Genomic DNA, 24,316 nt, shown 5'->3' with positions numbered 1-24,316 from the left:
GAGAAAGAGAGGTGTTGAGAATAGGGTTATTTAGAAGTCTGAGGCACTAAATTAACCCCTGGCAGTAACTGTTCTAAATCTAAATCTGAAGCAACTTTAGCTAATTTAGCAAGGTCAGTCGGGTCATCTAAATGCGGCAAAATACCCAACACAGGTATTTGAGTCAGCGACTGGATCAAATCAACGGGCGCTAGATCGGCAATTTCTTGTTCCGAATAAGCTTTAACGCAATTGAGCACAATTCCTCTCAGCTTAAAACCAGTGTGTCTGGCGAGAGCAACATTCGCCACAGCTTGCCCGATCGCCCCCAACTTCACAGGTACTACCAAAACCCCCCTCAGCCGCCAATCCCTGGCAATATCGGCCACCGTCAGTTCCCACGTTACAGGCGAACCGAGTCCTCCCAAAGCTTCCACCAACACAAAATCCTTGCGCTCCGAGAGGCTTTGCCACGCCGTCCAAACCTTTTCGAGTTCGATACGTCTCCCCTCCCGTTCGGCGGCGATCGGCGGTGCTAGAGGCGCATCAAAGTGCAGAGGATTGAGTTCTTCGGGGGATTGGTCGAGGGAAAACAAACGGTTGTAGAGTTCGCGATCGCCCGTTCCCGTTTGCAACAGCTTCATAATTCCCAAACTGCGATCGGGAAAATACATTTGCCAATAAGCAGCCAGAGCGCTGGTCAAAACAGTTTTGCCCGCGTCGGTATCAGTTCCAGCAATTAGCAAGGAGTTCATTGACAAATAGCTAACAAATAATTGGCCTCAACCTCAGTCTAGGGGAATTTTGCCAGAAGTTTAGAGTTCTGGCGACGGTGCGGGTGTGGGTGCTGGTTCCGGTGACGGCGCGGGTTCCGGTGACGGCGAGGGTGCAGGAGTTGGGGCCGGTTCCGGTGACGGTGCGGGTGTTGGGGCCGGTTCCGGTGACGGTGCGGGTGTTGGGGCCGGTTCCGGTGACGGTGCGGGTGTCGGCGCGGGAGTTGGTGCTGGTGTTGGCGACGGCGCGGGCGTCGGTTTGGGTGCGGGAGTTGGTGCGGGCGCCGGTTTGGGCGTCGGTTTGGGCGCGGGAGTCGGCGCGGGCGTCGGTTTTGGTGTCGGAGTTGGCGCTGGGCTGGGTTCTGGGCTGGCTTCTGGGCTGGGTTCTGGACTCGGTTCCGGCAAAGGTTCTGGGCTCGGTTCCGGCAAAGGTTCTGGGCTCGGTTCCGGCAAAGGTTCTGGGCTCGGTTCCGGTAAAGGTTCTGGGCTCGTTTCCGGCAAAGGTTGCGGGGTTGGGGTTGGCAAAGGTTGTGGGGTTGGGGTTGGCAAGGGTAGCGGGTTTGGTATCGGAGTTAGTGTCGGCGTCGGACTTGTGAGTGCTGGCGGTGTCGGAGTGGGTTTGGGGCGCGAATTGTTGAGAAATGAGCCGACTAAAGCCCAGGAACCGAAGCCCGTCAAGATTACTAAGCCCGCCAGCAGTCCGATCGCAGCCATGGGATTGTCCCAAAAAGTGTCGCCAGCAGGCTCACTTAACGGGTCTGGCTGGTTTGGCGGGGGGGAACTCTGGGCGGCGGGCTCTGGCGGCCTGCCCACGGCCACCGTTGCTATTAGCGAAGGGTTTGTCGGCACCACTGCTGGCGGCGCGGGCGGTACAGTTGGCTGGCTAGGCTTAGGATTAGTTTGGGTATCGAGTGCTTGGGCGACTTCGCTGACAGATTGATATCGATCGCCTGGAGACCGGCTCAACATCCGATTCAGCACCAAAGCCAAACCCGTACTCACCTGCACTCGCTGCTGCCAATTCCACTGCAGCGTTGTTTGATCGAGCAATTCCTGCGGTTCTTTGCCTGTCAGCAGGACGATCGCCGTTACAGCTAAAGCGTAGAGGTCGCTGCTGGCTGTTGCTCGCCCGCTGTGCAACTGTTCCATCGGCGCGTAGCCGATTTTACCGACAGTTGTCGCGTGGGCTGTTCCTTCGGGAGACTGGACTTTGGTGGCGAGTTCCTTCACCACTCCAAAGTCAATCAGCACAGGCATTTGGTCGTTTTCGCGCCGAATTATATTTTCTGGGGAGATGTCGCGGTGGATGATGCCGCGGGCATGGATGTGAGCGAGTACCGGCAGCATTTGCCGGATAAATACCAAGACTTCGGCTTCACTGAAGCTGCGACCATTTGAAGTTCGATCGAGCAACAGTTCGCGGTAAGTCATCCCTTCCACGTAATCCTGCACTAAAAACAAACGCTGGTTCTCTTCAAATATTGCCCGAAACTGGGGAATTTGCGGGTGCCCAATTTGGTAAAGTATTGCTGCCTCTCTTTGAAACAATTCCTTCGATTTTTCCAAAACGTAAGGCCCGCTTTGCACAGGGATCAATTCCTTCAGGGCGCAGCGTTCTTGAAACCGTCCCAAATCTTCTACTAAATAAGTCCGGCCAAATCCTCCTTGGCCTAAAATATTCACCAAGCGGTAGCGGTTTTGTAGGAGAGTTCCAATAGCAATAGGTGGCTGCATAAGTTTAAGTAGAAACTGTTAAAAAATAGACGATCGCTCACAGACTTAGTAATGCTAGGTCTTTCATGCTCTTGAGCAGACTTCACTCTCTGTAGTCCCCAGTCCCGACCAAAGTTAGTATTTTACATTTTTTTGACATTCTTGGACGCCATGACGGTGAGAAACCGGGTTTTTTCACGAAAATAGACAGGTTGCAACCTGCAGATCCGATAAAAAACCCGGTTTCTTTAGTCTTGATGAGTCCTGGAGTGTTTGAGCAACTTTGAGCAACAGCCCGGATTCCTGTTGGGTTCAAAGTTCCATATTCTTGTGGCGCTAATAGCCCGCCCCTGAAATGCCGATCGCAAGTGCTGCAAGATTTGAGTTTGAGCTAACTAGCTGTTAAGCTTTGCTTTCACCATGTCTTGAATTCTGTTACCGTCTGCTTTGCCCTTAAGCTGCTGCATTGCCTTGCCCATCACCTTGCCCATATCTTTTGCCGAAGTAGCGCCAACCGAAGCAATCACTTCGTCAACGACTTGACTCACCTCTTCGTCTGACATCTGCGGCGGCAAATACTCTTCAACAATTGCCAACTCCGCCTCCTCTTGTGCCACTAAATCTTCGCGGCCACCTTTGCGGTATTGTTCGATCGAATCCCGGCGCTGTTTGGCTATTTGCATCAAAATTTCCATTTCTTGAGCTTCTGTCAGCGTCTCTTGGCCGGAGGGACGAAGGCTGACTTCTTTTTCGAGAATAAATTTCTTGATGCCGCGAACTGTTTCCAAGCGAACTTTGTCCTTGGACTTCATGGCTGCTTTGATTTCTGCGTCAATGCGTTCTCTTAAGCTCATCGATTTCTACCTTGCTTTGCCCAATATCAAAAATCTGGAGTATGCTTCCGATTCTTAACTTTTTTTACAGTATTTTTCAAGTTTATTGCCTGTTGGCGGCATTTTTATCGCATTGAACCCGGATGCCTTCGGCCTTCGACTGAATTTTGGGCTGCTAGACTTCCAGCCTCGGCCCCAAATTGACTCACGCCAGAACTTTTAGACGCAGGGGCACAAGTGCGATCGTACTTCTGCCAGTACAGAGTTCGCTAGAACCCACATTCCATACCTTGGGGGTGTCACACAGCATAATTACGCAGAATGCTCTATCTTTACAGTAATAAATTATGCCTTTAAAAAGTAATTTGTCCGTTAATGTACGGTATTAAAGTATAATTCATAGTTTTATGGCTCGATAAAAATAAGTAAAAACCGATTATGACCGTTAAGGATGCCGAATGTGGGGTAGAAACCGGGTTTGTTGGACATATTTCTGCAAGTCCTATTCAATTCGGTTGACTTCACACTTGTGGTCGCCCCGAAAGTTAAATCTATTAAAAAATTGGCTGAATATTTCTAGTTTCAGATGGTAAGATAGCGATGGAATAAACGTCCTGCAAGAGGCCTGCTGTGATCCGTTCTGCTACTTTACCGCTTCCGCTTCCCGAGCCGCCGGTTTCCGCTCATGACCGTCTGCGGCTGTTCTCCGGTTCTGCTAATGTTCCTCTCGCCCAAGAGGTGGCTCGCTATCTGGGGATCGATTTGGGGCCGATGGTTCGCAAGCGGTTTGCTGATGGGGAACTCTACGTTCAAATTCAAGAATCGATTCGGGGTTGCGATGTTTACTTGATTCAGCCAACTTGCTGTCCGGTAAACGATCGCCTCATGGAATTGTTAATTATGATCGATGCTTGTCGCCGCGCTTCGGCCAGACAAATTACTGCCGTCATCCCCTATTACGGATATGCTAGGGCTGACCGCAAAACGGCCGGAAGAGAGTCGATTACTGCAAAATTAGTGGCTAATTTGATTACGGAAGCTGGGGCCGGTCGCATTTTGGCGATGGATTTGCACTCAGCTCAGATTCAAGGTTATTTTGACATTCCTTTCGATCACGTTTACGGTTCGCCGGTACTATTGGATTATCTGGCGAGCAAGCAATTGACGGATATTGTTGTGGTTTCGCCGGATGTTGGCGGAGTCGCTAGGGCGAGAGCTTTTGCCAAAAAGCTTGGTGATGCTCCCCTGGCAATTATTGACAAGCGCCGCCAAGCTCACAACGTGGCAGAAGTGATGAATCTTATCGGTGATGTCAGGGGCAAAACTGCTGTGTTGGTGGACGACATGATCGATACTGCCGGCACGATTTCTGAAGGTGCGAGATTGTTGCGCCGCGAGGGTGCGAGGCAGGTTTATGCTTGTGCTACTCATGCGGTGTTTTCGCCTCCGGCGATCGAGCGTTTGTCGAGCGGGGTTCTGGAAGAGGTAATTGTTACGAATACAATTCCTGTGCCGGAAGAGAACCGTTTTAAGCAGTTGACGGTGCTTTCGGTAGCCAATTTGCTCGGAGAAACTATTTGGCGGATTCACGAAGATAGTTCTGTTAGCAGTATGTTCCGCTAGAGGGCAAAGACACTTTTTGAATGTTTGTTTTAGGGTGCGTTAACAAGAGTGTAACGCACCGTTTTTTTGCTCAATAGTGCGATGTTTCCCGCAAGTAATAACTCCAGGCTCATCTAAATTTTACTGTAAATATCCCTTGAATTCTTGTGGAGTGGGCGTCCCTCCTGCCCGGAAAATACAATTTAGAGGTCGAATAGCTTATAAAGTTCCTCGCTAAAATAACGGTTATAACTTTGTAGTGAGGACGAAAGTTCTCCTAAAATTCGCTCGGAATTGAGTTTTCACTACGAACCAAGGTGGCAATCGCCGATCGCTCGCACTTGGTACCACCGGAACAAGAGATGGTAAAATTTTATCTTGTTGTTGGAAGAGGGCGACTTTTTTATATTCTAGATAAGTCTCATCACAATCAGGAGCCAATAGGGAAAAATCATGAAACATTCACTTGTACGAACAGTGGCCGCACTGGCAGGTTCAGCAATTTTAACACTTGGCGCGATCGGTTCGGCTAAAGCATTTACTTTTGACGAAACCGAAATTAACCAAGACCGAGTAATTGTCATCGCCCAACCCCGCCCTTCCGGCGGCTACCAATTGCTAATTCTAGAACAAGTCTCTGACAAGCGAAAATGCTGGAGCGAAAGTGGGTCTAATCCCGTGAAAGTCGATCCATTATTAGTTAGTTTTGATTTCACCGGTATTTGTGGCCGCGCCACTGACAGCAATGGCTTTTCAATTCGCATGGCAGGCACCGATTTAGCATTAAAATACACCCTAACTTTGGAAACTGTTGATGGCAATGTTCTACTAATTGGAACTCCGGTAGATTACCAAGGTAAATCGGTGATTATCGGGCGCACAAACGGCGATGTAAACGACTTCATGAAAATCAGTCTCGATCCTGCTTGGCGCTTGAGTAAAAGAGCTTACCAAGGCCGCACATTAGGTCACTTTTATTTCACTACCAATCAACCCGCGCCGGAAGAAATTGGCAATACCGGAGGCAATACCGGAGGCAATACCGAAGCAACACCGCAGCCAATACCGCAGCCAATACCAATACCAATACCAACACCGCAGCCCATACCGCAGCCAATACCGCAGCCATCACCGCAGCCAATACCGCAGGAAATACCAATACCGTAGGCCATACTCGCTTTTCTACAATTCGGAGATAACTACCGATGATATCTACGCTTCCGACATTAAAGAAGCTGTGGGCTTTGGGTTTGTAGCCCGGTTTTCTCAACATAATACCTTTCGACCGCAACTTGATGTTACCAGAGAGCAATTGGTATTTTTAGTTTGGGAATCCTTAAAATGAATACAAGGTGCTAATATCACATTTCCTAGCTATGTTTCTATCCCTCCCTATAGCGACGTTCCTCTTTACCGATGGAGTGCAGGAAAACTTCCATTTGCGCGGGACAACAAGATAGTTAGCGGTTATCAAGATGGAACATTTAAACCTTCGCAGCCCGTCACTGGCGCTGAATTAATGGCGGTTCGCCGTCGAGCGGCGGAATTTGGTTTCTTGGCGTGGGGAATGCAGCCGAATTTAGTTGCTAAAGAGCCGTCTACAACTTTTTCAGACATTCATAATTATTGGGCTGCTTCTATTATTAATCAAATGTCTTCTTATTGTTCTGTTGCTGCCACTCTTAACGAAATGGGCTCGGTTTGCTCCGAATGATTATGCAAAACGTAATTACGTGGCGGCTACTTTGCGGATGCTGAAATGCGTTAACGCTTAGTAGGGCGAATTAGATACCCGACAACTTTGGCGAAGTCGGTTATCTGAGTATTCTGTTTTTTTATCTTGACATTTTACGCTACACCGTAATCAGTATACGGTCGTTTGTATGGGGGTTGCAATCCCAAAATAATATCCTCTCTCGGTACTCCCATTGCAACTAATTCCTCCGCAGGATTTTCCTCAGTCAAATTTTGTTGTAGCCAGATTTTTCCATCTTTGATGTCAATGTGAATGAAGGTTTGATAAATCCGGGTTAAGTGTTCCCAGCCGACATTCATCCACTGATAATGATCTCGCTCTGTGTCTAAAATTAGTTGCACTTCGACTTCATCATCTGAAACATCATCTTCGGCATAACGGCTCATTAATGTCTGAACGTACTGACGATATTGAGCTAGTTTGTCCATTGTACAATTACCTCATTTGTTGCATCGTATACGATTAGCAATACCTGATACTGTTGTACCGCAGTTTGAGTGAACTCAGACTGAAAAAATGTTCTATACACGTCAATTGGTACTGCCAAGTATAATTTCCGATTAGGTTCAACAGATGCCAGCCCTAGCCGATAACTGAGAAATTGTCCCAATGCAGCATAAAAGTCTGTAATTACAGAAGGATTGAGGAAGCTTTTGATTTCGACTGCAATTTTCTCCCCTCCTCGCTCCGCTGCGACTAACCTTTCTGCTCCCAAATCAACCTGAAATTTAACATTGCCAAACTTAAACCTTAGTGGATCGGCAGTAATCACCCACTGTTCTTTTTCAAGGGCTCGCTTTACGGATTCGTGGAAAGTATCTTTGGCAGACACAGACAAATTCTCAGCGCGATTGCAAACAAGTATTAATTATACCAAAATCGCGGTATACTGTCAATCGGTACCATCCTAATTTTCTATATAGTTTTAATTTTTAAGTTAATCAGGAGTGTAGTGCTTATCATATCGTTTTCTTGGATTTCTTCTTAGATGGCTTTTGAGGAGTTTTCTGGACGGGGATTGTCTCTGATTCTTGCTGTGCGATGTCTGGGGTTACTTTACACAAGTCGTTCAAGGAAAGTTTTTGTTGCGATTCAAGTTCGTTTAGCAAGTTTGAAGCTGTTTCTAATATTTGCTTTCCCTGTCGGACTTGAATAGTAGTTTTATTTTCGATCGCATCTAACAACACAAAAATCGAGACTGTTTGCCAAATATCTAAATCGTCGCCGATGACATCGCATTTTGACACAATTTTGCCGTTTTCGGGGACGTGAATTCCTAAGCCGGAAGCTTGAATTAACGGCTGGATTTCTGCTATACTTAAATCCGCAAGGTCAGTAATTTTATGTTCGAGCGATACTAAATCTGCTAAATCGGGTAAGTTGAGCGATTCTGGCGTTAAAGCATCGAACTTGAAGGTAAGAGTTTGATTTAGTGGATCGGAAATGGCATAAATTGATTGAATTTGCGATCGACTAACCGCACCTTTATCGAAAAAATCTCTGCCTTGCGGGGCGATCGCAATTTGCCCATTTTCAGCCACCTCCAAGCTTTCCAAACTAACCAGAGTCGCCACCGTAGTCTTCACAAAAATCTCGTCTAACCCCAGCAAATCCGCCAATTCCTTCAAAGTTGGCGCAGGTTCAAACTCAACGCCCGCCCGCAAAATGAACTCTTCCAACACGTTAAACTGGCGCGGTTCGCTAATCGCCACCTCCAGCGGAGTTTGCCGGATTGCGAAGCGGAATTGACGCGCCGCCAACACTGACAAACCCGGATTTTGTTGCTCAATTTGTTCGGCTAGCGAACTTAAATTCGAGTCTATTGGTTTAGTTGAGGACGCTAGAAACATCTACAAAACCTCCGCAGTGACGAACCGTTTTTGAAACTTCCTGATACATTTTTCCCACTGTACCTGTTTGTTGGGTAAATAAATCGTGGCAGCCGACAACTACCAGCAATTCTTGAGCGCGGGAAAATGCCACATTCACCCGTTCCGGTTCCTTAGCAAATCCAATATCGCCCCTAACATTATTGCACACTGTGCTGACAATAATTACAGGTCTTTCCATGCCTTGAAATATGTCAACCGTACCAGTACGGATGCTCAAAGCAGGGAATCTTTCCCCTTCGATTCTGTCTTTAATTGCATTTAATTGAGCAGCATAAAAAGTGATGATTCCGATTTCTTTCGGTGGTTCGCCGTCGGCAACTTTGGGCTGCCAAGCTGTGTCCATTTGTTCGCACAAACGCTCGATCGCATCAATCTCCTTGACATTCAACCGCGAAGTCCCCTGTTTTTCCTCTTCAAACCCTTGTCCCACGGGCGTTTTCACCCAGAGAATGTGATTATTTTCTTGAATGATTCTACCTGCGAGGTTGTGGGCGCGCTTGGTGTCAGCTTCCTGAATACCACAGTTGAGCTTTTGCTGGTAAAACTGATTGATTGCGCCCATAATTTGTGGGTGCATTCGATACTGAGTTGTCAGCATTTTTTTGATGCTGTCGCTGGCAGTTTCAAACAATACTTTAAATAAAGATTCTTTGATGAAGCTAAGTTCGTCTCCGGTACAGCCGATGTCTTCGGCAATATCGTCGATCGTACTTTGATTAAACATCGGCGGCAATTGCCGGTGATCGCCCACTAATACTAACTTTCTGCCTTTCAAAGCGGGGATTAATAACTCGGGCGGAGTGCATTTGCTAACTTCGTCAATGATGACTGCATCAAAGCTGGGAAAGTTTTTAGTAAAATCGAAGCTAGCCGCTTGCACGCAAGTAATGCCGATTACGTTGGCATTGTCAATATAAATTTGCTTTAAATCGTTACGGTCTTTTTCTGATGGATTGCGGAGTTTTTGAATCCAATCAGTCACAAACGTTTGAGAGCGATTTAGGGCTGTTTCTTCTTGTTCTAATTTTCGTGACCAAGTTTTGAAGAGACGCTTAATTTTGTTTAAAAAAGCTACGCTGAATAATCCTGTATTCGGAACTTCTGGCTGATATTGAGTCGGGATAGTTTCCCATGCTGACTCCCACCAATTTCTCTCAACAAGTAAAGCTGCTGTTGGTTGCTGCTGTTGCAGTTGAGCGTTAATTTCGCTCAATTCTGTTTGAAGTTCGGCGAGTTGCTGCTGCGAAGTTGCAGCCGCAATTCGCAGCGGGGACAAATGCTCGTCAAGAGTGTTTTTGATTGTCTCCAAAACCCCAAACGGGTCTAAGTCAGCAATTGATTTGTCAAGCTGAATCAGGCTGGCTTTCCAAGCCTCAACTTGCTTAACAAACTGCTGCGGTTGCTCCCAAATATTCGATTTTTGGGCGAGATATTGTTCGGCTAAAATTCGCAATTTTTCAGGTACATTGGGCTGTTGGACAATTGCTTGCAACAAATTAGTAACTTCGCTAATTTTTAAGTTCGCCTCTTGCTGCGCTGTTTCTACCTGAAGTTTAGCGGCGGATATTTGCTGCTGGCTCAAGGTTTGACCAATTTTATCTAATAACTGTTGCTGTTTTATAAGCTGCTGTTCGGTTTCGGTTTTCAGGGGAACCACGCACTGACGAGCATTTGCGAGGATACTGTGCAGCAATTCTTTGACTAGGCGATCGAAGGTAGCCTGGATATGATTTGGGTGCAATGATTCACTATAAAATTGTTGAATGCTACCTAAGAAAGTGCGAGCTTTTTCGATGATAAATTTGCGCTGACTTTGGCTGACTTGGGAGTAGCTGGCGAAGTCTTTGGCTAGTTGCTGCCACTGGGTACGATCGCCCGCAGAGAGCACGATCGGCGTTTGACTCAAATTTAAGTGCAGAAACTCGCTAAACCGGAACTGTTGCCCTTGTAAGTCCTTAAAACCTGCGCTTTCTTCGTGGGATATCGCCTTTTGCAACCGATCCAAATCAGGCAAATTGATTTTGCATTTGGGCGGCACGATCGGCAATTTGAGCGATCGGGCAATTTTCAGCAATCCTGCGGGCAATTCTACCATATCATCCGTGAGCATTGCGCCCGTTTCCCAGCAAGATTTCACGACTTCATAGAGTCCCGTATCTGCTGTCTCAATCCACTGTGCAACGGCGACGACAACGGCTGCAATTTCCGCTTTTCGCAGTTCCAAATTCTTGATTTTCTGTTCGAGATTGTGGCGGTGTGTCTGATTTTGCCGATCGCCCAATTCGAGTTGATTCACAGCCTCAGACATCTGGCGGGAAACCCGCAACGACTCCGCAACCCCCGACATAGCGTGACAAACATCATCAGCGCGATCGAATGCTGTCTTAAATTCCGATATTTGCGCTGCTACAGTTTCCTGCAGCCAAACCGCAATCCCAAACGCGCCACAAGCAGGGCGATCGAAGCCTATTTGAATAGCATTGCTAGCGGCAATCCGAACATTTGCCATAAAGTTTTCTACTAAAACATTGCCTTCTGAATAGGGTTTTAGTCGGGGCATAAACTCGGCAATTTCTGGAGATTCCCAGTTAACTTGCGGCGCATCCAGCAGATTTGCTAACCCACTAACTAGAGATTCAATCTCGCTTTTTTCGGTTAAAGTCCGTTCATAATCGGCTGCTTGCTGGCTGTACTTTTCCTCAATACTTGCTTTACTGTCGTGCAGGTGTTTCAGTTCATTAAAAAAATCTCTCTCGGCGGCACAGTAGGCGGTAAATCGCTCTGATTCTGCCACCAACTGCCGCAAAGATTTGACATTAGTCAGGCGCTGCGAGAGCTTTTCTTCGCAGTCAGTCGCCGTATTTTGCAGCCAAGTGCCGATCGCATTTTCCTCCAAAAACGGCTGCCCTTCTTCCTGCACCTTATGAGCTTTTCCCTTCCGCAAAGCCCGAATTGCCGGATTGTGAACTAACCGACTCAAAGCATTGTCTACAGCCAAATTTGCTTGGGAAGCAATGAGCGTTTTCCCGCCCTGACGGGCAATTTGATAGCAAATCTCCGCAATCACAGTCGTTTTGCCAGTTCCCGGCGGCCCTTGAATCAAAATTAAATCCCGCGCCGAAAGCACCGTTTCTACGGCGGCAAGTTGATCCTCATTAGCATTGCGATTTAATAAGTTTTCCCGCTCCAATTTAATCAGTTTTTCGGGCATTCTTGCCTGAGAAGAGTCGAATAAAAACTCACTCAAATAGGGATTTTGAGCGCGCCCGTCTGTCAGCATTTTTAAAGCTTTTTTCTTGCGTTCTATCTGACTGATATCGCCCGCCGCCTCAAAATACAAGAATCCTTGTTTGGGCATTTGATATCTGCCGCCCGCCATGCGAGATCCTAAATCAACATCTAACTTAATACGTAATTTACTATGTTCAAAGTCAATTTCAGCGATGCTACCCAATGTCTCGCCATCTCGGCTGCTTCTGCTTCCGGGCGGCGAATCAAACAGAATAATTTCTTCATTTCGCGCCTTTTTTAGCCGATCGCGAAAGTCGCCCAATTCTAAGGGATTTTCCTCATAGCCGTCAAGAGTTGCGGAATTACGTTCAATTTCAAAAGTGACGATCTTGAAGCCGGAACCGTAATTGTGTCCTCGGAAAGGCACGCAAAATTGACGCGCTTCCGCAATGCGTTTTTCCACATTTAAAAAAGTATGCCAAACTTTTAGTTGTTCCGTAGTTGGTACGTGTCTGTCGTCCCAAAATGGCATTTGTTGGACGCGGGCGATCGACTTTACAGGAATTGGCGATCTACTGTTAGCCAAAAGTCGCAACTGAACTGGCAAAGCATACCCATCTTTCCTTCCTCTGGGAATCGCCACCAAACCAGCATCCAGCAGTTTTAAACCGCCGATTCCGTCTTCACAGCGTACAGTTGCTAACAACCGCAAAGTGCGATCGGCTTTTTGCAACAATTGGGGTAATTCAAAATCATCTCCATCCGTAGCAAGGAGTAATTCCCAGATTTCTTCTTCCGAAAATCTCTCATTTACCTTTTGGCGACGGACGTAGAAAAGATTGTGGGATTTGCCAGCTATCTCCGACATCAGAATTTCCGCACGTTCTTTGCATTCCCAATCGCAATATTTCCCTAAAGCCGCTTCTCCTTCTATATCCCGAATAAACTTATTAATTGTGCGATCGCCACTAAATTTATATCCCCAATCTTCTGTTACTAAAGATGGCATATTTTGATGTTAGATTTTAGATTGGATTTAAGATTAGCACATCGGAACTTGTGCCGACAGAACCGCTACATCCCAAAAAAGATTAAGGTGTGCAATGCACACCCTACGACCATCGCAAATTACCGTACAGGCGACAGGATATTGAATTAAAGTGTTTAGAATCAAAAGGGCGAACGATGGGACTTGAACCCACGAATGGTGGTACCACAAACCACTGCCTTAACCACTTGGCTACGCTCGCCGTATCAGTTTTAACTATAGCATCAGATCTCAGCACAAGTCTAGGGGTAAGGCAAAAATATTTTGAAATATTTCTGAGCGTCCCTCAACCGGACAGATCGATTGTGCCTCAAGTTCCCAGCACAGTAAGACTATAGCACAATTTTCGCTCTGCGCGATCGGCCTGTGCGAGCCTCTTCGAGGGCTTCGCCAACGGCAATTATCTCGCCCCCAGCAGTCATGCGGCCTGGGTTCGGCAGATCTGGCAGCGTCCCGATTCGATCCAGCGCATTAAAATAGCCTTATCAGCCCAGGCGCATCTACATTTTACAGTCCTGTTTGATAAAACTCACCTCTGGCACCATTTTTAAGAACAGGCAAGATGCCTGTTCCACAAAGAAGGAATTTATTTTAGGGTGGGCTCTTCTAGCCCGCCCCTAAAAGCCTTATTGAGAATGGTGCAACATCTCAGATGAAATGCTGGTGGGGTGTCCCGCCCGCCCGAAAAATACAACGCCAGAAGCGGGACAGTTATCAACCATCCCATTCTCTCTTCTCTTTTCCCTCTTCCTTCGCGCCGCTTCGCGTCTTCGCGGTTCGTTTAAAAAAAAGTCTTGTCCGCAATATAAAATCTAAAATCAATATGAGCTACTGTGTGAACCCTGAATGTCAAAATCCTCAAAACTCCAACGCCTCACAATTTTGCTTAAACTGCGGCTTTAACCTGTTGCTGAGACAGCGATATCGCCCGATTGAACTTTTAGGTAGAGGCGGATTTGGTAAAACTTTCCTAGCCATTGATGAAGACATCCCATCTCTACCCCGCTGTGCAGTCAAGCAATTTTATTTTTACGACCGCGACCCCGAAATTGTCAACAAAGCCGTTGAATTATTTCGGCAAGAAGGCGTCCGTTTAGACGAACTCGGAAAACACCCCCAAATCCCCACATTATTAGCCTGCTTTGAACAAGAAGGTCATATTTATTTAGTTCAAGAGTTTATAGAGGGAGCGACTCTTAAACAAGAATTAGACAAGAGTGTATACGATGAAAATCAAATTTGGCAAGTGCTGCAAGACTTATTGCCCGTGCTGCAATTTATCCACGACAAGCGCGTCATTCACCGGGACATCAAACCCGAAAATATTATCCGCCGCCAATCAGACAACAAACTCGTATTGATCGATTTCGGCATAGCCAAACTGCTGACTGATTCAGCGCTACTCCGTCCAGCAACGCTCATCGGCAGTCAAGATTATGTAGCTCCCGAACAAATGCGCGGCAAAGTATTTCCTGCTAGCGACCTTTACAGTTTAGGTGTTACTTGCATTCGCCTGATGACGCAAGTTCCTCCCTTGGATATGTACGACTGCAACAACGAGCGCTGGTGGTGGCGCGAGTTTCTTCCCAAATCCACGAGTATTAGCGAGGAGTTAGGTGAAATTTTAGATAAATTGCTGCAAACTCGTCTCACTCAGCGGTACAGTTTTGCTACGGAAGTTTTGCAAGATATCCAAGCAGCTTTAGATATTCGCCATCAAAATTTGCTTTCGCGCGAACAGCCGATGATCGCTCCTGCTCTCAGTAATTGCGACAACTCAAGCGATATCAGCGCGCTACAAACTTCTGATTCTCCCATTTTACCGACAAAATACGTCGCCAATTCCGCAGAAACTTTTTCCTTATCTGTTACTTCAAATCTCGATCAAGCCCTAATTTCTGCACGGGGAGTAGATTATACCAAACTGCGAAATTATTTGTCTAACCAAAAATGGAAAGAAGCCGATCGCGAAACTTGGGGCTTGATGTGTCAATCTCTTTCGCAGCCACCGGGAACTCAGCTAGAAATTAGCCAAATTTACCAGATCCCCTGCGAAGATTTGCAAACACTCGATCGCCTTTGGCTGCGCTACAGTCAAGGTCGGTTTGGCTTCAGCGTCCAAAAGCAGATTTATGAAAGCGTTAAGGGAGACTATATCAGATTTTGCGATCGGGTCAACTGGCAAACCTACAATTCTGCTACTACTTTAGGGCAGATTAAATTTAGTCAGCAAGCACCAATCGGACACCTCCCCTCTCGCAGTTGGGTTGGTGGCATTCAGTGGCTGCGGCATCTCGATGCCCTGTCAGCAAAATTAACCGAGTGCGACAATAATCTTGCTCCTAAATTGTAATTTGCTCAACCGACTCACTAAGTAAAATTTCATATTTAAACTCTACCTGAAAGTAGAGAAATTTGTCTCGTTAGATGTAACTAGCGACCGAGGTTCGGTGCGATCGCTTGTCGCACAATGGATGCTGAAGGTGAACACAGCTACAAGTCTGCAATCCAGAGACTGTAACAACATAATTAAAAGAGGTATCGATCCATGTTTTTTCACAAAAAACAATTAATGGCTGCGGTGACAGTAGACGAAGCCAACCCCCGTTTTGCCCAATTGCTCCTAGAACAGTTTGGCGGAGCAACCGGAGAGCTCACAGCAGCTCTGCAATACTGGGTGCAGTCCTTTCACTGTGAAGATGCAGGGATTAAGGATATGCTCCAAGATATTGCAATAGAAGAATTCAGCCACTTAGAAATGGTGGGCAAACTCATCGAAATGCACACCAAAAACGTTGACCAAACAGAAGCTTATAAAAGCACTTTGTTTGCGGTGCGCGGTGTAGGTCCGCACTTGCTGGATAGCCAAGGTCAAGCTTGGACGGGTGCTTATGTCAACGAAGGTGGCGATGTAGTGCGCGATTTACGCGCTAATATCGGTGCGGAAGCAGGAGCTCGCCAAACCTACGAAGAGTTGATTAAACTAGCACCGGATATGGGAACGAAAAAGACGCTGCACTTTCTACTGACTCGCGAAATTTCTCACACTGAAATGTTCATGAAAGCTCTCGAAGCGTTGGGTAAACTCACCGATCCGCTGTTCGGTAATATTCCGCCAGATTCCACTGTGGATCTCTACTTTAACTTGTCAACAAATGGCAAGGATGAACGCGGCCCTTGGAACTCAGAACCTACTTTCCAATACATTGCCGATCCCGCTCCCAAAGGTTAATTTGAGAGTTGTTTAGATTGTGTGGCTTATAAGATTTAAGCCCATTATTAAGTAAATTTTAAGCCGCGCACCTTACAAAAGAAGGTGCGCGGCTTAGAAGATTTAAGCCCTGTGTTGAGTAATTTTCAAGCTGGGTACTTTGCTTTAGTTGTTAGAGGTGCGCGACTCGGAAGCTTCCGGTTGAGGGTTGAGTATTTTTCAAGTCACGTGCCCTAGGGTGTTACAATTATTTGAAATCCCGATCGAACATTAACATCAAATCCATATTGAAATTGCGCTCATCCACCTATTTATTAGTCTCTCACGGCAGCCGCGACCCCAGACCCCAACTAGCTTTGGAAAACCTAGGTCAACTGGTGTCTCAAAATTTGGCTGACTCATTCCCCGCAGTAGCAACCGCCACCTTAGAACTCGGCCCCGCACCGCTGCACGAACAAATTTGCAGTTTTGGCGAACGTACCCTGTCGCTGGGACTGACAGAATTGCAAATCCTGCCTGTATTTTTATTGCCGGGAGTTCACGTCGCCGAAGACATACCGGCAGAGGTGGAAATTGCCCAAAAAACTTTTGGTGACAAGCTAAAAATTGAATTGCGCCCGCATTTAGGTTCTCAGGAAGCAGGCTTAACAAAATTGGTAAAAAGTCAGATGCAAGAGGTGACTTTTCTCCCCAATCTGCTATGGCCAAAATGGATTTTATTATCTCACGGCAGCCGTCGCCCCGGAGGTAACTCGATTGTTGAGGAAATCGCCAGCCAACTCGGTGCGCTGACAGCTTATTGGTCGGTAAAGCCGAGTTTGGAAGAGCAAATTGACAGTTTGGTTCGTGGTGGACAGCAGCAAATAGGGATTGTGCCATACTTCTTATTTAATGGAGGAATTACAGATGCGATCGCCAAAAATGTCGCACAGCTAAAGCAGCAATTTCCTGCGACAGAACTTCATCTCGCAAATCCTCTAGGCCCAAGTGTAGAATTAGCAGACTTAATTAGGGATTTAATTCAAAAATGAACCGCAGAGGCACAGAAGAGGTAAAGGAAGAAAGAAAAATGTCTTTAGGAAAAGTGTATTTAGTAGGTGCGGGACCCGGAGATCCGGGTTTGATGACCTTGAAGGGAAAAGCTTTGTTAGAGTGTGCAGATGTCGTGATTTACGACGCTTTAGTCAGCCCTCAAATTTTGGCAGCAATCAACCCCCAAGCAGAACGAATTGATGCCGGAAAACGCAAAGGTCGTCACTCGTTAATGCAGGACGAAACCACTCAACTAATGATAGAAAAAGCTGGAGATAATGCGATCGTAGTTCGTCTCAAAGGCGGCGATCCGTTTATCTTCGGCCGCGGCGGCGAAGAAATGGAAGAGTTGGTAAAAGCTGGAGTGTCGGTAGAAGTAGTGCCCGGTGTCACTTCTGGAATTGCGGCCCCTGCTTATGCGGGAATTCCTTTAACACATCGATCGTACAGTTCCTCTGTCACCTTTGTCACCGGTCACGAATCAGCCGGAAAATATCGACCGGAAGTAAATTGGCAGGCGATCGCCCGCGGCTCGGAAACAATTGTAGTATACATGGGAATCCACAATTTGCCTTACATTATCGGTCAGTTAACAGCAGCCCAATTGAGTGCAGAAACGCCAATAGCGTTAGTGCGCTGGGGAACGCGGCCGGAACAAGAAGAACTGATCGGGACTTTGGGTACAATTGTAGAGCAAGTTGAGGCGGTCGGATTTGCAGCACCTGCGATCGCAGTAATCGGAAACGTCGTCAATTTGCACTCAATATTGTCTGGCTGTCGGCCAGTTTCTCCGACTGTAGAATAAGCGGGCAAATTGGGTCAGAAGCGATCTAATTTCGATCGCTTTGATTTCCCTCCCTCTGAGGTGGCTCGCCAGCGGGGACGAGGACCCGCTCGATGTCATTCCGATGTCATTCCTAGACGCATAAATGACATAAAAATGTCATTGCTCACTCTTGAGTGTTAGCTTTCGCGCTCTATTATGGGTGTTGCACAAAGTTGAATGATTAAGATAACAGAGGAATCCGCCCGTACTTAAGATAGTAGATCGGCAAGCGTACTGACTTGTACAACATATGAACTGACTTGGAATAATATAAAGTCTGGTGTTGCATCATGGAGAATGATGTGATGAAATATGCCAATGCCTTGCCCTCTCACAGTCAAAGTTCCAAAGTGGTAAAAAATCGACACCGCCAAGGTAAACAGAGCTATCTGTGTCGAAGATCGTCTTTGAATATCCTCTTGTGGTTCATTAAATTTATAATCCGTCACTTTACTCTAGCGACTGTCTATTCCAGCCTCACTTGGGCCCCCCACAAATCTTGCGGGAGAAATACTCTGTCGGTGGGTAGGGGAGCAACTGACGCCGTGAGGGTAAATTGACCCGCTTCAATTTGCTGCTTCAATTCCAATGCTACTTGCCGGGAGAGAAACATACTCGCAAGGGGGGCGGCCCGTACTGGTTTGCCCTCGATGAGGATGCGGCCAGTCTTTAATTGAGCATAGCTGACTAAACCGAAGGTGGGACGAACGCGCCGGGGGATAGAGAAATCTACCACCGGCGCTACTATTTTTTTGTCTGAGACTGCACAGTGGGCGACGACTGTTTCGTTTAAGACAGGAAACGGGATGCCGACTCCCAGCATCAGGGATGGGCCGTAGTTTTTGAAGTAGCAGCCGCGCACCCATTTGGAGTTCATCTGTTTGGCGTCGCCGATGAGTGCGAGGGTGGCGGCCGGGCCGATGGGGGTGCGGTTCGGCTGGCGTTTTTGCAGCGGGAAGTGCTGGGTTCCTTCCCAGGTGATGTAGCCCTGAGCGCCTCCTAGAAAGATGCGGGTGCCGATGCCGATGATTTCGAGGTCGGGGTCGTTTAGCAAGGGAGACATGGCTCCAAGGTTCGAGTAGACGGCGTTGCCGAGGTTTGGTTGCAGGGGGCCGAGGTAGGTGAACAGCGGGCGATCGCCCCCGTTGACTCCAACAATAAAGTTTTGATATGCGTTGCGGGGATTGAATAAATAAAACTGGTTGATTGTATCGCGGGTAATCGTGGTTTCAAAGGAAGCGCGGGGGTAGCAGTCTGTTACTTGCCCCAAGGCTCGCAACTGCACGGGTTTGCCGGCTATTAAGTCTTCGATGACGTGTCCGCCACCCCGTTCGCGGGATTCTTCGCCGTCTTCGGCTACTTGGGTGGCTCCCAGGTACAGGTCTACTGCCCCGAAGCCGGAGTAGGCTAAAACGCCGTCCAGCCAGCACTGGCGGATTTTGATCGGCGGGTCGGTATGGCCGAGGTTGATGATTGCACCGGAGGATTCCATCGGCTCGAAGGTGCCGGTGGTAATCACATCGACTTCTTTGGCTGCTTGGGTAATGCTGGTTTCTTGAACTCTAGTTTTGAGTTCTTCGATTGTCCAGACTGTGGCTTTGCCCTGGCTGATTTTATCGTTGATTTCGTCTATCGATCTCATATATTTTAGATTTTGGATTTTAGATTTTAGATTTTGAATTGATTGATTTTGGATTGATTTTGATTTGGGATTGACTTTGGATTGATGGAATGTCGATCGAGCGAATGCTTTTTTGGCTATCGACCTCGGTTTGATAACACCGCAAAATGCTATAACAGATATCCGGATTATATTATAAATAAAATAAAGAGCGATCGCCCTGACTCAAGCGATATTAAAACCAGTCACCTTCGATGAATTTATTGACTGGTATCCTGAAAATTATGAAAACCGTTACGAACTGCACAATGGAACTATTGTTGAGATGCCTAAAGCAACCGGAGAACCTTCAGAATTAGCTGGCTTCCCAGTCGCCGAGCTCAAATTTGAAATCCAACGACTAGGACTTCCCTACTTCGTCCCCAAACAATTGCGTGGTCCAAGCTGATAACGAGCTATCTGGTTACGAACCGGATGCGATCGTTTTGGACAGGCAAGGGACTGACAGCGAACCGAGATGGAAAAAGGAATCTATCATTACAATGGGTAGTTCTGTCCCGCTAATTGTCGAAGTTGTCAGTACCAATTGGCGGGATGATTACGGCTACAAATTAGTTGATTACGAAGCTTTGGGCATTTCTCAATACTGAATTGCGGACTATTTGGGAGTTGGCGGCAGACGCTATATTTGGAATCCGAAACAACCTACTTTTTCTGTTTACCAGTTGGTTAACTGCGAGTATCAAGTCAGTATGTATCGGGGAGTGATAGGGGTGTGTTACCCATATTTTGGCACTTGAATTTGAGTGTTCAACATATTTTTATAGCTACCAGAGAGACGGTATAAAATTCGAGGCTTGAAGACATTTATTGGGGGAGTTCGTACCACAAATTTCCTAACTAAGTTTATAGTGAATCCTTCTGTCCTATAAGTGGGAATAAAGCAGAAGGGAAGTCATTATGAACCTTAATTATTGATTTTCAGGAGCCTCATTTTCAGCGCGATCGGGGATGTCTGGTTTCGGTTCGGGTAAATATTTTTCTTGCAGGCTGTCGGCGACTCCTATGTATTCATGCTTTTCATGGATAGCAGAATCGATTGCCGCTAAGGTTTTAGGACTGGCACTCCACTGGTTTAGAATATCTTTAATGAGGGCTTCCCTAATCCAAACTTGAGCTACAACGGTGAGGGGGAGAGCTAGCAATAAGCCTAAAAATCCAAAGAAGGTGGCGAAGAATACTTGAGCTATTAATGTTACTGCTGGCAGCAGTGATACTTGCTGTGCCATGACGTAGGGGGTGAGGAGGTTGCTTTCAAATTGTTGAATTAGAAAGTAAAGGATCAGCACAAAACCGGATTTTAACGGAGAGTCTAAAAGTGCGATCGTCATTGGGGGAATGACGCTCAAACCCGGCCCGATATTGGGTATTAGATTCAGCAAGCCCGCTAAAACAGCGTGAGCTAGAGCTAGGGGAACCTGCAATACTGACAAACCAATTAAACTCAGAAAAGTGATGACACTCATGCTAATTAAAGCGCCGATTACCCATCGACCGAGAGCTATTTCGCATTCATCTAAGATTCCATCGACTCGTCGCCGATAAAAAGAGGGAAATAGTTGGATGAATGCTTTGCGGTAAGATAGAGGTTCGGCTAATGTCATCAAAGTCAAAACTATGACGAGCAAGAAGCTTAGGATAACGCCTAATGTGTTGCCGACAAAAGCTCCTGCACCACCGACGAGTTGGTTGAATAAAGGTTGCAGTTGTTGCATGATGTCGTTAACATCAAGATTGGGTAGCCGCTGGCCAAATTGCCCTGAAAAGCGACCCTCAAATTGATCTATCCACTGATTTAATCTTTCGATTCCTTGAGGGGCTCTTTGGGTAAGTTGTTGAAACTGTTGGGTAAAGGGCGGTACAATTATCAGGAATAAGCCTACGAATACCAGGATTAGGAAGCTAACTGATAAGAGTACAGCGATCGATCTTTTGAGTCCGAATTTTTGCAAGTAGCGTGCTAGTCTGTTTAAGGCTGTGGCTAAGACGACGGCGGCAAACAGCAGCAGTAAAGCCTGCCTGATTTGCCACAGGATGTAACAAGATGCGATGAGGGCTAATAAGCCCATCCACTGTCCTAGCTTCATTAGATTTTAGATTTTAGATTTTAGATTTTAGATTGAGGAATACGGTATTGGGAATGGCTGCTTGTTAATTGTTCAGCAGCCCAGAAGCGATGAATCGCCTCTATACAAGATACAGCAGATGGGCGCGATCGCATCTTTAATCAGATACCCCTACTCGGACATCAGTATAAGCAGCCTCCTCAATTGCCTTTGGCGAACACCTGCTGCGCTGTCAGCTTCAATTCCGGGAAAGTTGGGGACTCAATACCCTCGCCGCTTCTGAACAGTTTGACTTGGTATTCCCCGTCAATTAGTTGGTAAATCGAAAAAGTGGGTTGTTTGGGGTTGCCAATAAACCGTCTGCCGCCCAATCCTAGATAGTCTATAATCCAATATTCTTGAATACCCATTGACTCATATGCCTCAAGCTTTAGGGCATAATCATCACCCCAATTAGTGCTAGTTACCTCGACGATTAGGGCGACTGATGAACCCATTGTGATAACTGATGATTTTTCCCATCGTGGCTCGTTGGCAATGGTTTGTTCGTTAAGTACAATTATATCTGGCTCATATCCCGATTCCTCGCGCATGGGTTTGATGACGCATTCTTTGGGGATGAAGTAGGGCAAATTGAGACGCTCAATCTCTATTCCGACTTTCAGTGCGGTAAAACCAGCTACTTTAGAATGTTTACCTGTTGCTTTTTGTATCTCAACAATTTCTCCATTGTGCAGTTCGTAGCGGTGTTCTGAATTTTCAGGATACCAATCAATGAATTCATCGAATGTTACTAATTCGGATATGGTTTGAATCATGGTGAGTGCCTCAACTTTGGTTTTGATAAGCTGTACGGGGAATTAAGATTTTGGCAAAAACATAGTCTTTAGACCTAGTGTAGATCCGCACTTTTTGATTGTGTCTCTACTGCTGCTGTTGGCGCGATCGCCAGCCGAGGATAGCAGCTAGGATGATACTGGGGGTAAAGACGGCGATTAGGGCGTTGAGGTCGGTAGAGGGTATGGATAAGCTAGGCCCTGCGTACTTGATGGCCAGGGAAAGTGCGGCCGATAGGGTGAATACTTTGAGGATGGGGCTGATGTTGGTGTTCATGGAGGTGGTAGTTGGTTGGGCGATAGGTTGTCAGACTATTATTGCAAGTATGTGTTGCGGGTGGACGGGCGATCGGCTATTTTCTGAGATACTAAGGTAATTTGCCAGCGTTGAGTGTAATTGAAAATGGATCACCAAAATTTAGAGTTAATAGAAAACATTCGCCAGCAATTTGACAATACTCCTTTTCCCAGAATCCCGCTGGAACAATCTCCAAAAGACAACAGTGAATTGCTCTACATTCATAATCTTGTAACTGCTTACTACTTCAGAAATAGAAAAATTATCAATACAGAAGGTAAAGTTATCCTAGATGCGGGATGCGGCACCGGTTATAAATCCTTGGTTTTAGCTCTAGCCAATCCGGGAGCGAAAATAGTAGGCATCGATTTATCAGAAGAATCTGTGAAACTAGCTGAGCAACGTTTACAGTATCATGGAGTTGCTAATGCAGAGTTTTATGCTTTGAAGATAGAAGAGTTACCAAGTTTAGGGTTAGAGTTTGACTATATCAATGCTGACGAAGTTCTGTATCTCTTGCCAGATGCTATTGCTGGATTGCAAGCGATGAAGTCAGTTCTGTCTCCAGACGGAATTATCCGCACAAACCTTCACAGTTCAAATGGTAGAGCCGGAGTATTTCGCGCTCAAGCTGCTTTCAAAGCAATGGGATTAATGAATGGATCTCCGGGAGAATTGGAGGTGGAAATAGTCCGGGAAACAATGGAAGCATTACAAGATGAAGTAGGGCTTAAGGCATTCACCTGGAATTCCGATCGCGCGCAGAATGAGGCATGGATTATGGCTAACTATTTATTGGTGGGTGATAAAGGTTGTACCATTCCTGAAGTGTTTGCAATGTTGAGAGGTGCTGATTTAGAGTTTATCAGTATGGTGGCTTGGCGCAGGTGGGAGTTGATGGATTTGTTCAAAGATCCAGATGATTTGCCTCCGTTTTTGGCAATGAGTCTGCCAGAAGCTTCTCTGGAAGAGCGACTGCATTTATTTGACTTGTTACATCCCCTGCACCGTTTGTTTGATTTCTGGTGCGGCAATCCCGATCGAACTCAGGCTTTTGTGCCCGCTGCGGAATGGACCCAGGCTCAATGGCGGGAAGCACGGGTACACCTGCACCCTCAACTGAGGACTTCCCAGATTAGGAAAGACTTGAGTAATTGCATTGACAGCCAGACGCCGTTTGAGATTAGCCGTTATATTATTGTGCCAACTCTAGCACCAGTGGCGATCGAGAGTACAATGGCGACTTGCTTGCTACCTCTGTGGGATGAGCCGCAGTCTGTGGTGTCGCTCGTGGAGCAGTGGCGATCCATCCGCTCGCAGATCGGTGTTAACCTAGAGTCTGTTAGTGAGGAGACTGCCTTTGAGGAAGTCAAGGAACTGTTGATTAGGCTGGAAATCTTTCTGTATGTGCTTTTGGAGCCTTAGAGCCAGAAGTTGAGAAAAAAAATAGTTGGGGGTGATATTAAAGCGCCGATAACTGGGTAAGTTACATATAAGAGTTAGAAATCAAGCATCCCACCCCTCACGGAGAAAAGACTT

The 24,316-nt window shown here is 46.6% G+C and carries 20 protein-coding genes, 1 tRNA gene and 1 pseudogene; 10 read left to right on the top strand and 12 right to left on the bottom strand.

Annotated features, from left to right (window positions below):
- Positions 1–26 precede the first annotated feature (26 nt).
- From bioD to QUA33_RS00885, 3 genes are all read right to left on the bottom strand, one after another.
- Entirely contained in the window at positions 27–734 is a 708-nt protein-coding gene (gene bioD, locus QUA33_RS00895) for a dethiobiotin synthase (protein ID WP_333145717.1), read from the bottom strand.
- A 60-nt stretch (positions 735–794) separates the two neighbouring features.
- Positions 795–2,486, bottom strand: coding sequence for a serine/threonine-protein kinase (locus QUA33_RS00890; protein WP_333145715.1), 1,692 nt, complete (start codon positions 2,484–2,486; stop codon positions 795–797).
- 374 nt (positions 2,487–2,860) lie between these two features.
- Positions 2,861–3,319, bottom strand: coding sequence for a GatB/YqeY domain-containing protein (locus QUA33_RS00885; RefSeq protein WP_190661707.1), 459 nt, complete (start codon positions 3,317–3,319; stop codon positions 2,861–2,863).
- Between the two features lie 609 nt (positions 3,320–3,928).
- Here QUA33_RS00885 and QUA33_RS00880 point away from each other — a divergent pair.
- The 3 genes from QUA33_RS00880 (at position 3,929) to QUA33_RS00870 (ending at position 6,614) form a co-directional block, all read left to right on the top strand.
- The gene (locus tag QUA33_RS00880) at positions 3,929–4,921 is read left to right on the top strand and encodes a ribose-phosphate pyrophosphokinase (RefSeq protein ID WP_006635514.1); all 993 of its coding nucleotides are present in this window, start codon (positions 3,929–3,931) and stop codon (positions 4,919–4,921) included.
- Positions 4,922–5,353: 432 nt separating this feature from the next.
- Positions 5,354–6,067 carry a DUF3747 domain-containing protein gene (locus QUA33_RS00875; protein WP_333145713.1) on the top strand — a complete coding sequence of 238 codons (714 nt, stop codon included), beginning with the start codon at positions 5,354–5,356 and terminating at the stop codon, positions 6,065–6,067.
- 178 nt (positions 6,068–6,245) lie between these two features.
- Positions 6,246–6,614 (top strand): S-layer homology domain-containing protein, encoded by a 369-nt coding sequence (locus tag QUA33_RS00870; RefSeq protein ID WP_333145812.1) that lies wholly within the window; start codon positions 6,246–6,248, stop codon positions 6,612–6,614.
- Between the two features lie 134 nt (positions 6,615–6,748).
- Here QUA33_RS00870 and QUA33_RS00865 read toward each other — a convergent pair whose 3' ends face one another.
- The 5 genes from QUA33_RS00865 to QUA33_RS00845 form a co-directional block, all read right to left on the bottom strand.
- Positions 6,749–7,084: a XisI protein gene (locus QUA33_RS00865; protein ID WP_333145711.1), complete on the bottom strand. Its 336-nt coding sequence runs from the start codon at positions 7,082–7,084 to the stop codon at positions 6,749–6,751.
- On the bottom strand, positions 7,072–7,488 hold the full coding sequence (locus QUA33_RS00860) for a XisH family protein (protein ID WP_333145709.1): 417 nt from the start codon (positions 7,486–7,488) through the stop codon (positions 7,072–7,074). Before QUA33_RS00860 ends, QUA33_RS00865 begins: the two co-directional genes overlap by 13 nt.
- A gap of 127 nt (positions 7,489–7,615) precedes the next feature.
- Positions 7,616–8,506, bottom strand: a complete 891-nt coding sequence (locus tag QUA33_RS00855; RefSeq protein ID WP_333145707.1) for a hypothetical protein — start codon at positions 8,504–8,506, stop codon at positions 7,616–7,618.
- Positions 8,484–12,788: an AAA domain-containing protein gene (locus QUA33_RS00850; RefSeq protein ID WP_333145705.1), complete on the bottom strand. Its 4,305-nt coding sequence runs from the start codon at positions 12,786–12,788 to the stop codon at positions 8,484–8,486. Before QUA33_RS00850 ends, QUA33_RS00855 begins: the two co-directional genes overlap by 23 nt.
- Positions 12,789–12,956: 168 nt before the next feature.
- Positions 12,957–13,029: transfer RNA gene (locus tag QUA33_RS00845), tRNA-His, on the bottom strand.
- A gap of 621 nt (positions 13,030–13,650) precedes the next feature.
- Between QUA33_RS00845 and QUA33_RS00840 the strand changes: the two genes are divergently transcribed.
- From QUA33_RS00840 to QUA33_RS28150, 5 genes and pseudogenes are all read left to right on the top strand, one after another.
- Complete coding sequence (locus QUA33_RS00840; protein WP_333145704.1) at positions 13,651–15,180, top strand: serine/threonine-protein kinase; 1,530 nt, start codon at positions 13,651–13,653, stop codon at positions 15,178–15,180.
- Between the two features lie 195 nt (positions 15,181–15,375).
- Entirely contained in the window at positions 15,376–16,059 is a 684-nt protein-coding gene (locus QUA33_RS00835) for a manganese catalase family protein (protein WP_333036883.1), read from the top strand.
- 266 nt (positions 16,060–16,325) lie between these two features.
- Complete coding sequence (locus QUA33_RS00830) at positions 16,326–17,069, top strand: sirohydrochlorin chelatase (RefSeq protein ID WP_333145701.1); 744 nt, start codon at positions 16,326–16,328, stop codon at positions 17,067–17,069.
- Complete coding sequence (gene cobA, locus QUA33_RS00825; RefSeq protein ID WP_333099114.1) at positions 17,066–17,875, top strand: uroporphyrinogen-III C-methyltransferase; 810 nt, start codon at positions 17,066–17,068, stop codon at positions 17,873–17,875. Before QUA33_RS00830 ends, cobA begins: the two co-directional genes overlap by 4 nt.
- A 339-nt stretch (positions 17,876–18,214) precedes the next feature.
- A pseudogene (locus QUA33_RS28150) lies at positions 18,215–18,294 on the top strand (IS1 family transposase); the annotation flags it as partial.
- A 68-nt stretch (positions 18,295–18,362) separates the two neighbouring features.
- Here the strand turns inward: QUA33_RS28150 and QUA33_RS00815 are convergent.
- Positions 18,363–19,538: a homocysteine biosynthesis protein gene (locus QUA33_RS00815; protein WP_333099113.1), complete on the bottom strand. Its 1,176-nt coding sequence runs from the start codon at positions 19,536–19,538 to the stop codon at positions 18,363–18,365.
- Between the two features lie 413 nt (positions 19,539–19,951).
- On the opposite strand from QUA33_RS00815, the gene QUA33_RS00810 reads away from it, so the two are divergent.
- Complete coding sequence (locus QUA33_RS00810) at positions 19,952–20,167, top strand: Uma2 family endonuclease (protein ID WP_333099112.1); 216 nt, start codon at positions 19,952–19,954, stop codon at positions 20,165–20,167.
- Between the two features lie 321 nt (positions 20,168–20,488).
- Here QUA33_RS00810 and QUA33_RS00805 read toward each other — a convergent pair whose 3' ends face one another.
- The 3 genes from QUA33_RS00805 to QUA33_RS00795 all read right to left on the bottom strand — a co-directional run bounded on the left by QUA33_RS00805 (position 20,489) and on the right by QUA33_RS00795 (position 22,756).
- Positions 20,489–21,664 (bottom strand): AI-2E family transporter, encoded by a 1,176-nt coding sequence (locus tag QUA33_RS00805; protein WP_333099110.1) that lies wholly within the window; start codon positions 21,662–21,664, stop codon positions 20,489–20,491.
- A gap of 179 nt (positions 21,665–21,843) precedes the next feature.
- On the bottom strand, positions 21,844–22,461 hold the full coding sequence (locus tag QUA33_RS00800) for a Uma2 family endonuclease (protein ID WP_333145697.1): 618 nt from the start codon (positions 22,459–22,461) through the stop codon (positions 21,844–21,846).
- Positions 22,462–22,567: 106 nt separating this feature from the next.
- Positions 22,568–22,756, bottom strand: a complete 189-nt coding sequence (locus QUA33_RS00795) for a hypothetical protein (protein WP_332984302.1) — start codon at positions 22,754–22,756, stop codon at positions 22,568–22,570.
- Positions 22,757–22,882: 126 nt separating this feature from the next.
- Here QUA33_RS00795 and QUA33_RS00790 point away from each other — a divergent pair, with 126 nt between their 5' ends.
- On the top strand, positions 22,883–24,202 hold the full coding sequence (locus tag QUA33_RS00790) for a methyltransferase domain-containing protein (RefSeq protein ID WP_333145694.1): 1,320 nt from the start codon (positions 22,883–22,885) through the stop codon (positions 24,200–24,202).
- The last annotated feature ends 114 nt before the right edge of the window (positions 24,203–24,316 follow it).

This window comes from Microcoleus sp. Pol14D4 (assembly GCF_036701245.1).
Lineage (GTDB): Bacteria > Cyanobacteriota > Cyanobacteriia > Cyanobacteriales > Microcoleaceae > Microcoleus.
Note: the sequence above shows the minus strand (reverse complement) of the source record. Positions and strands in the feature narration are given on the sequence as shown.

Coding starts and splice junctions, on each gene's coding strand:
- bioD (WP_333145717.1), bottom strand. CDS start 734: ATGAACTCCTTGCTAATTGCTGGAACTGATACCGACGCGGGCAAAACT.
- QUA33_RS00890 (WP_333145715.1), bottom strand. CDS start 2,486: ATGCAGCCACCTATTGCTATTGGAACTCTCCTACAAAACCGCTACCGC.
- QUA33_RS00885 (WP_190661707.1), bottom strand. CDS start 3,319: ATGAGCTTAAGAGAACGCATTGACGCAGAAATCAAAGCAGCCATGAAG.
- QUA33_RS00875 (WP_333145713.1), top strand. CDS start 5,354: ATGAAACATTCACTTGTACGAACAGTGGCCGCACTGGCAGGTTCAGCA.
- QUA33_RS00865 (WP_333145711.1), bottom strand. CDS start 7,084: ATGGACAAACTAGCTCAATATCGTCAGTACGTTCAGACATTAATGAGC.
- QUA33_RS00855 (WP_333145707.1), bottom strand. CDS start 8,506: ATGTTTCTAGCGTCCTCAACTAAACCAATAGACTCGAATTTAAGTTCG.
- QUA33_RS00850 (WP_333145705.1), bottom strand. CDS start 12,788: ATGCCATCTTTAGTAACAGAAGATTGGGGATATAAATTTAGTGGCGAT.
- QUA33_RS00840 (WP_333145704.1), top strand. CDS start 13,651: ATGAGCTACTGTGTGAACCCTGAATGTCAAAATCCTCAAAACTCCAAC.
- QUA33_RS00835 (WP_333036883.1), top strand. CDS start 15,376: ATGTTTTTTCACAAAAAACAATTAATGGCTGCGGTGACAGTAGACGAA.
- cobA (WP_333099114.1), top strand. CDS start 17,066: ATGAACCGCAGAGGCACAGAAGAGGTAAAGGAAGAAAGAAAAATGTCT.
- QUA33_RS00815 (WP_333099113.1), bottom strand. CDS start 19,538: ATGAGATCGATAGACGAAATCAACGATAAAATCAGCCAGGGCAAAGCC.
- QUA33_RS00805 (WP_333099110.1), bottom strand. CDS start 21,664: ATGAAGCTAGGACAGTGGATGGGCTTATTAGCCCTCATCGCATCTTGT.
- QUA33_RS00800 (WP_333145697.1), bottom strand. CDS start 22,461: ATGATTCAAACCATATCCGAATTAGTAACATTCGATGAATTCATTGAT.
- QUA33_RS00795 (WP_332984302.1), bottom strand. CDS start 22,756: ATGAACACCAACATCAGCCCCATCCTCAAAGTATTCACCCTATCGGCC.
- QUA33_RS00790 (WP_333145694.1), top strand. CDS start 22,883: ATGGATCACCAAAATTTAGAGTTAATAGAAAACATTCGCCAGCAATTT.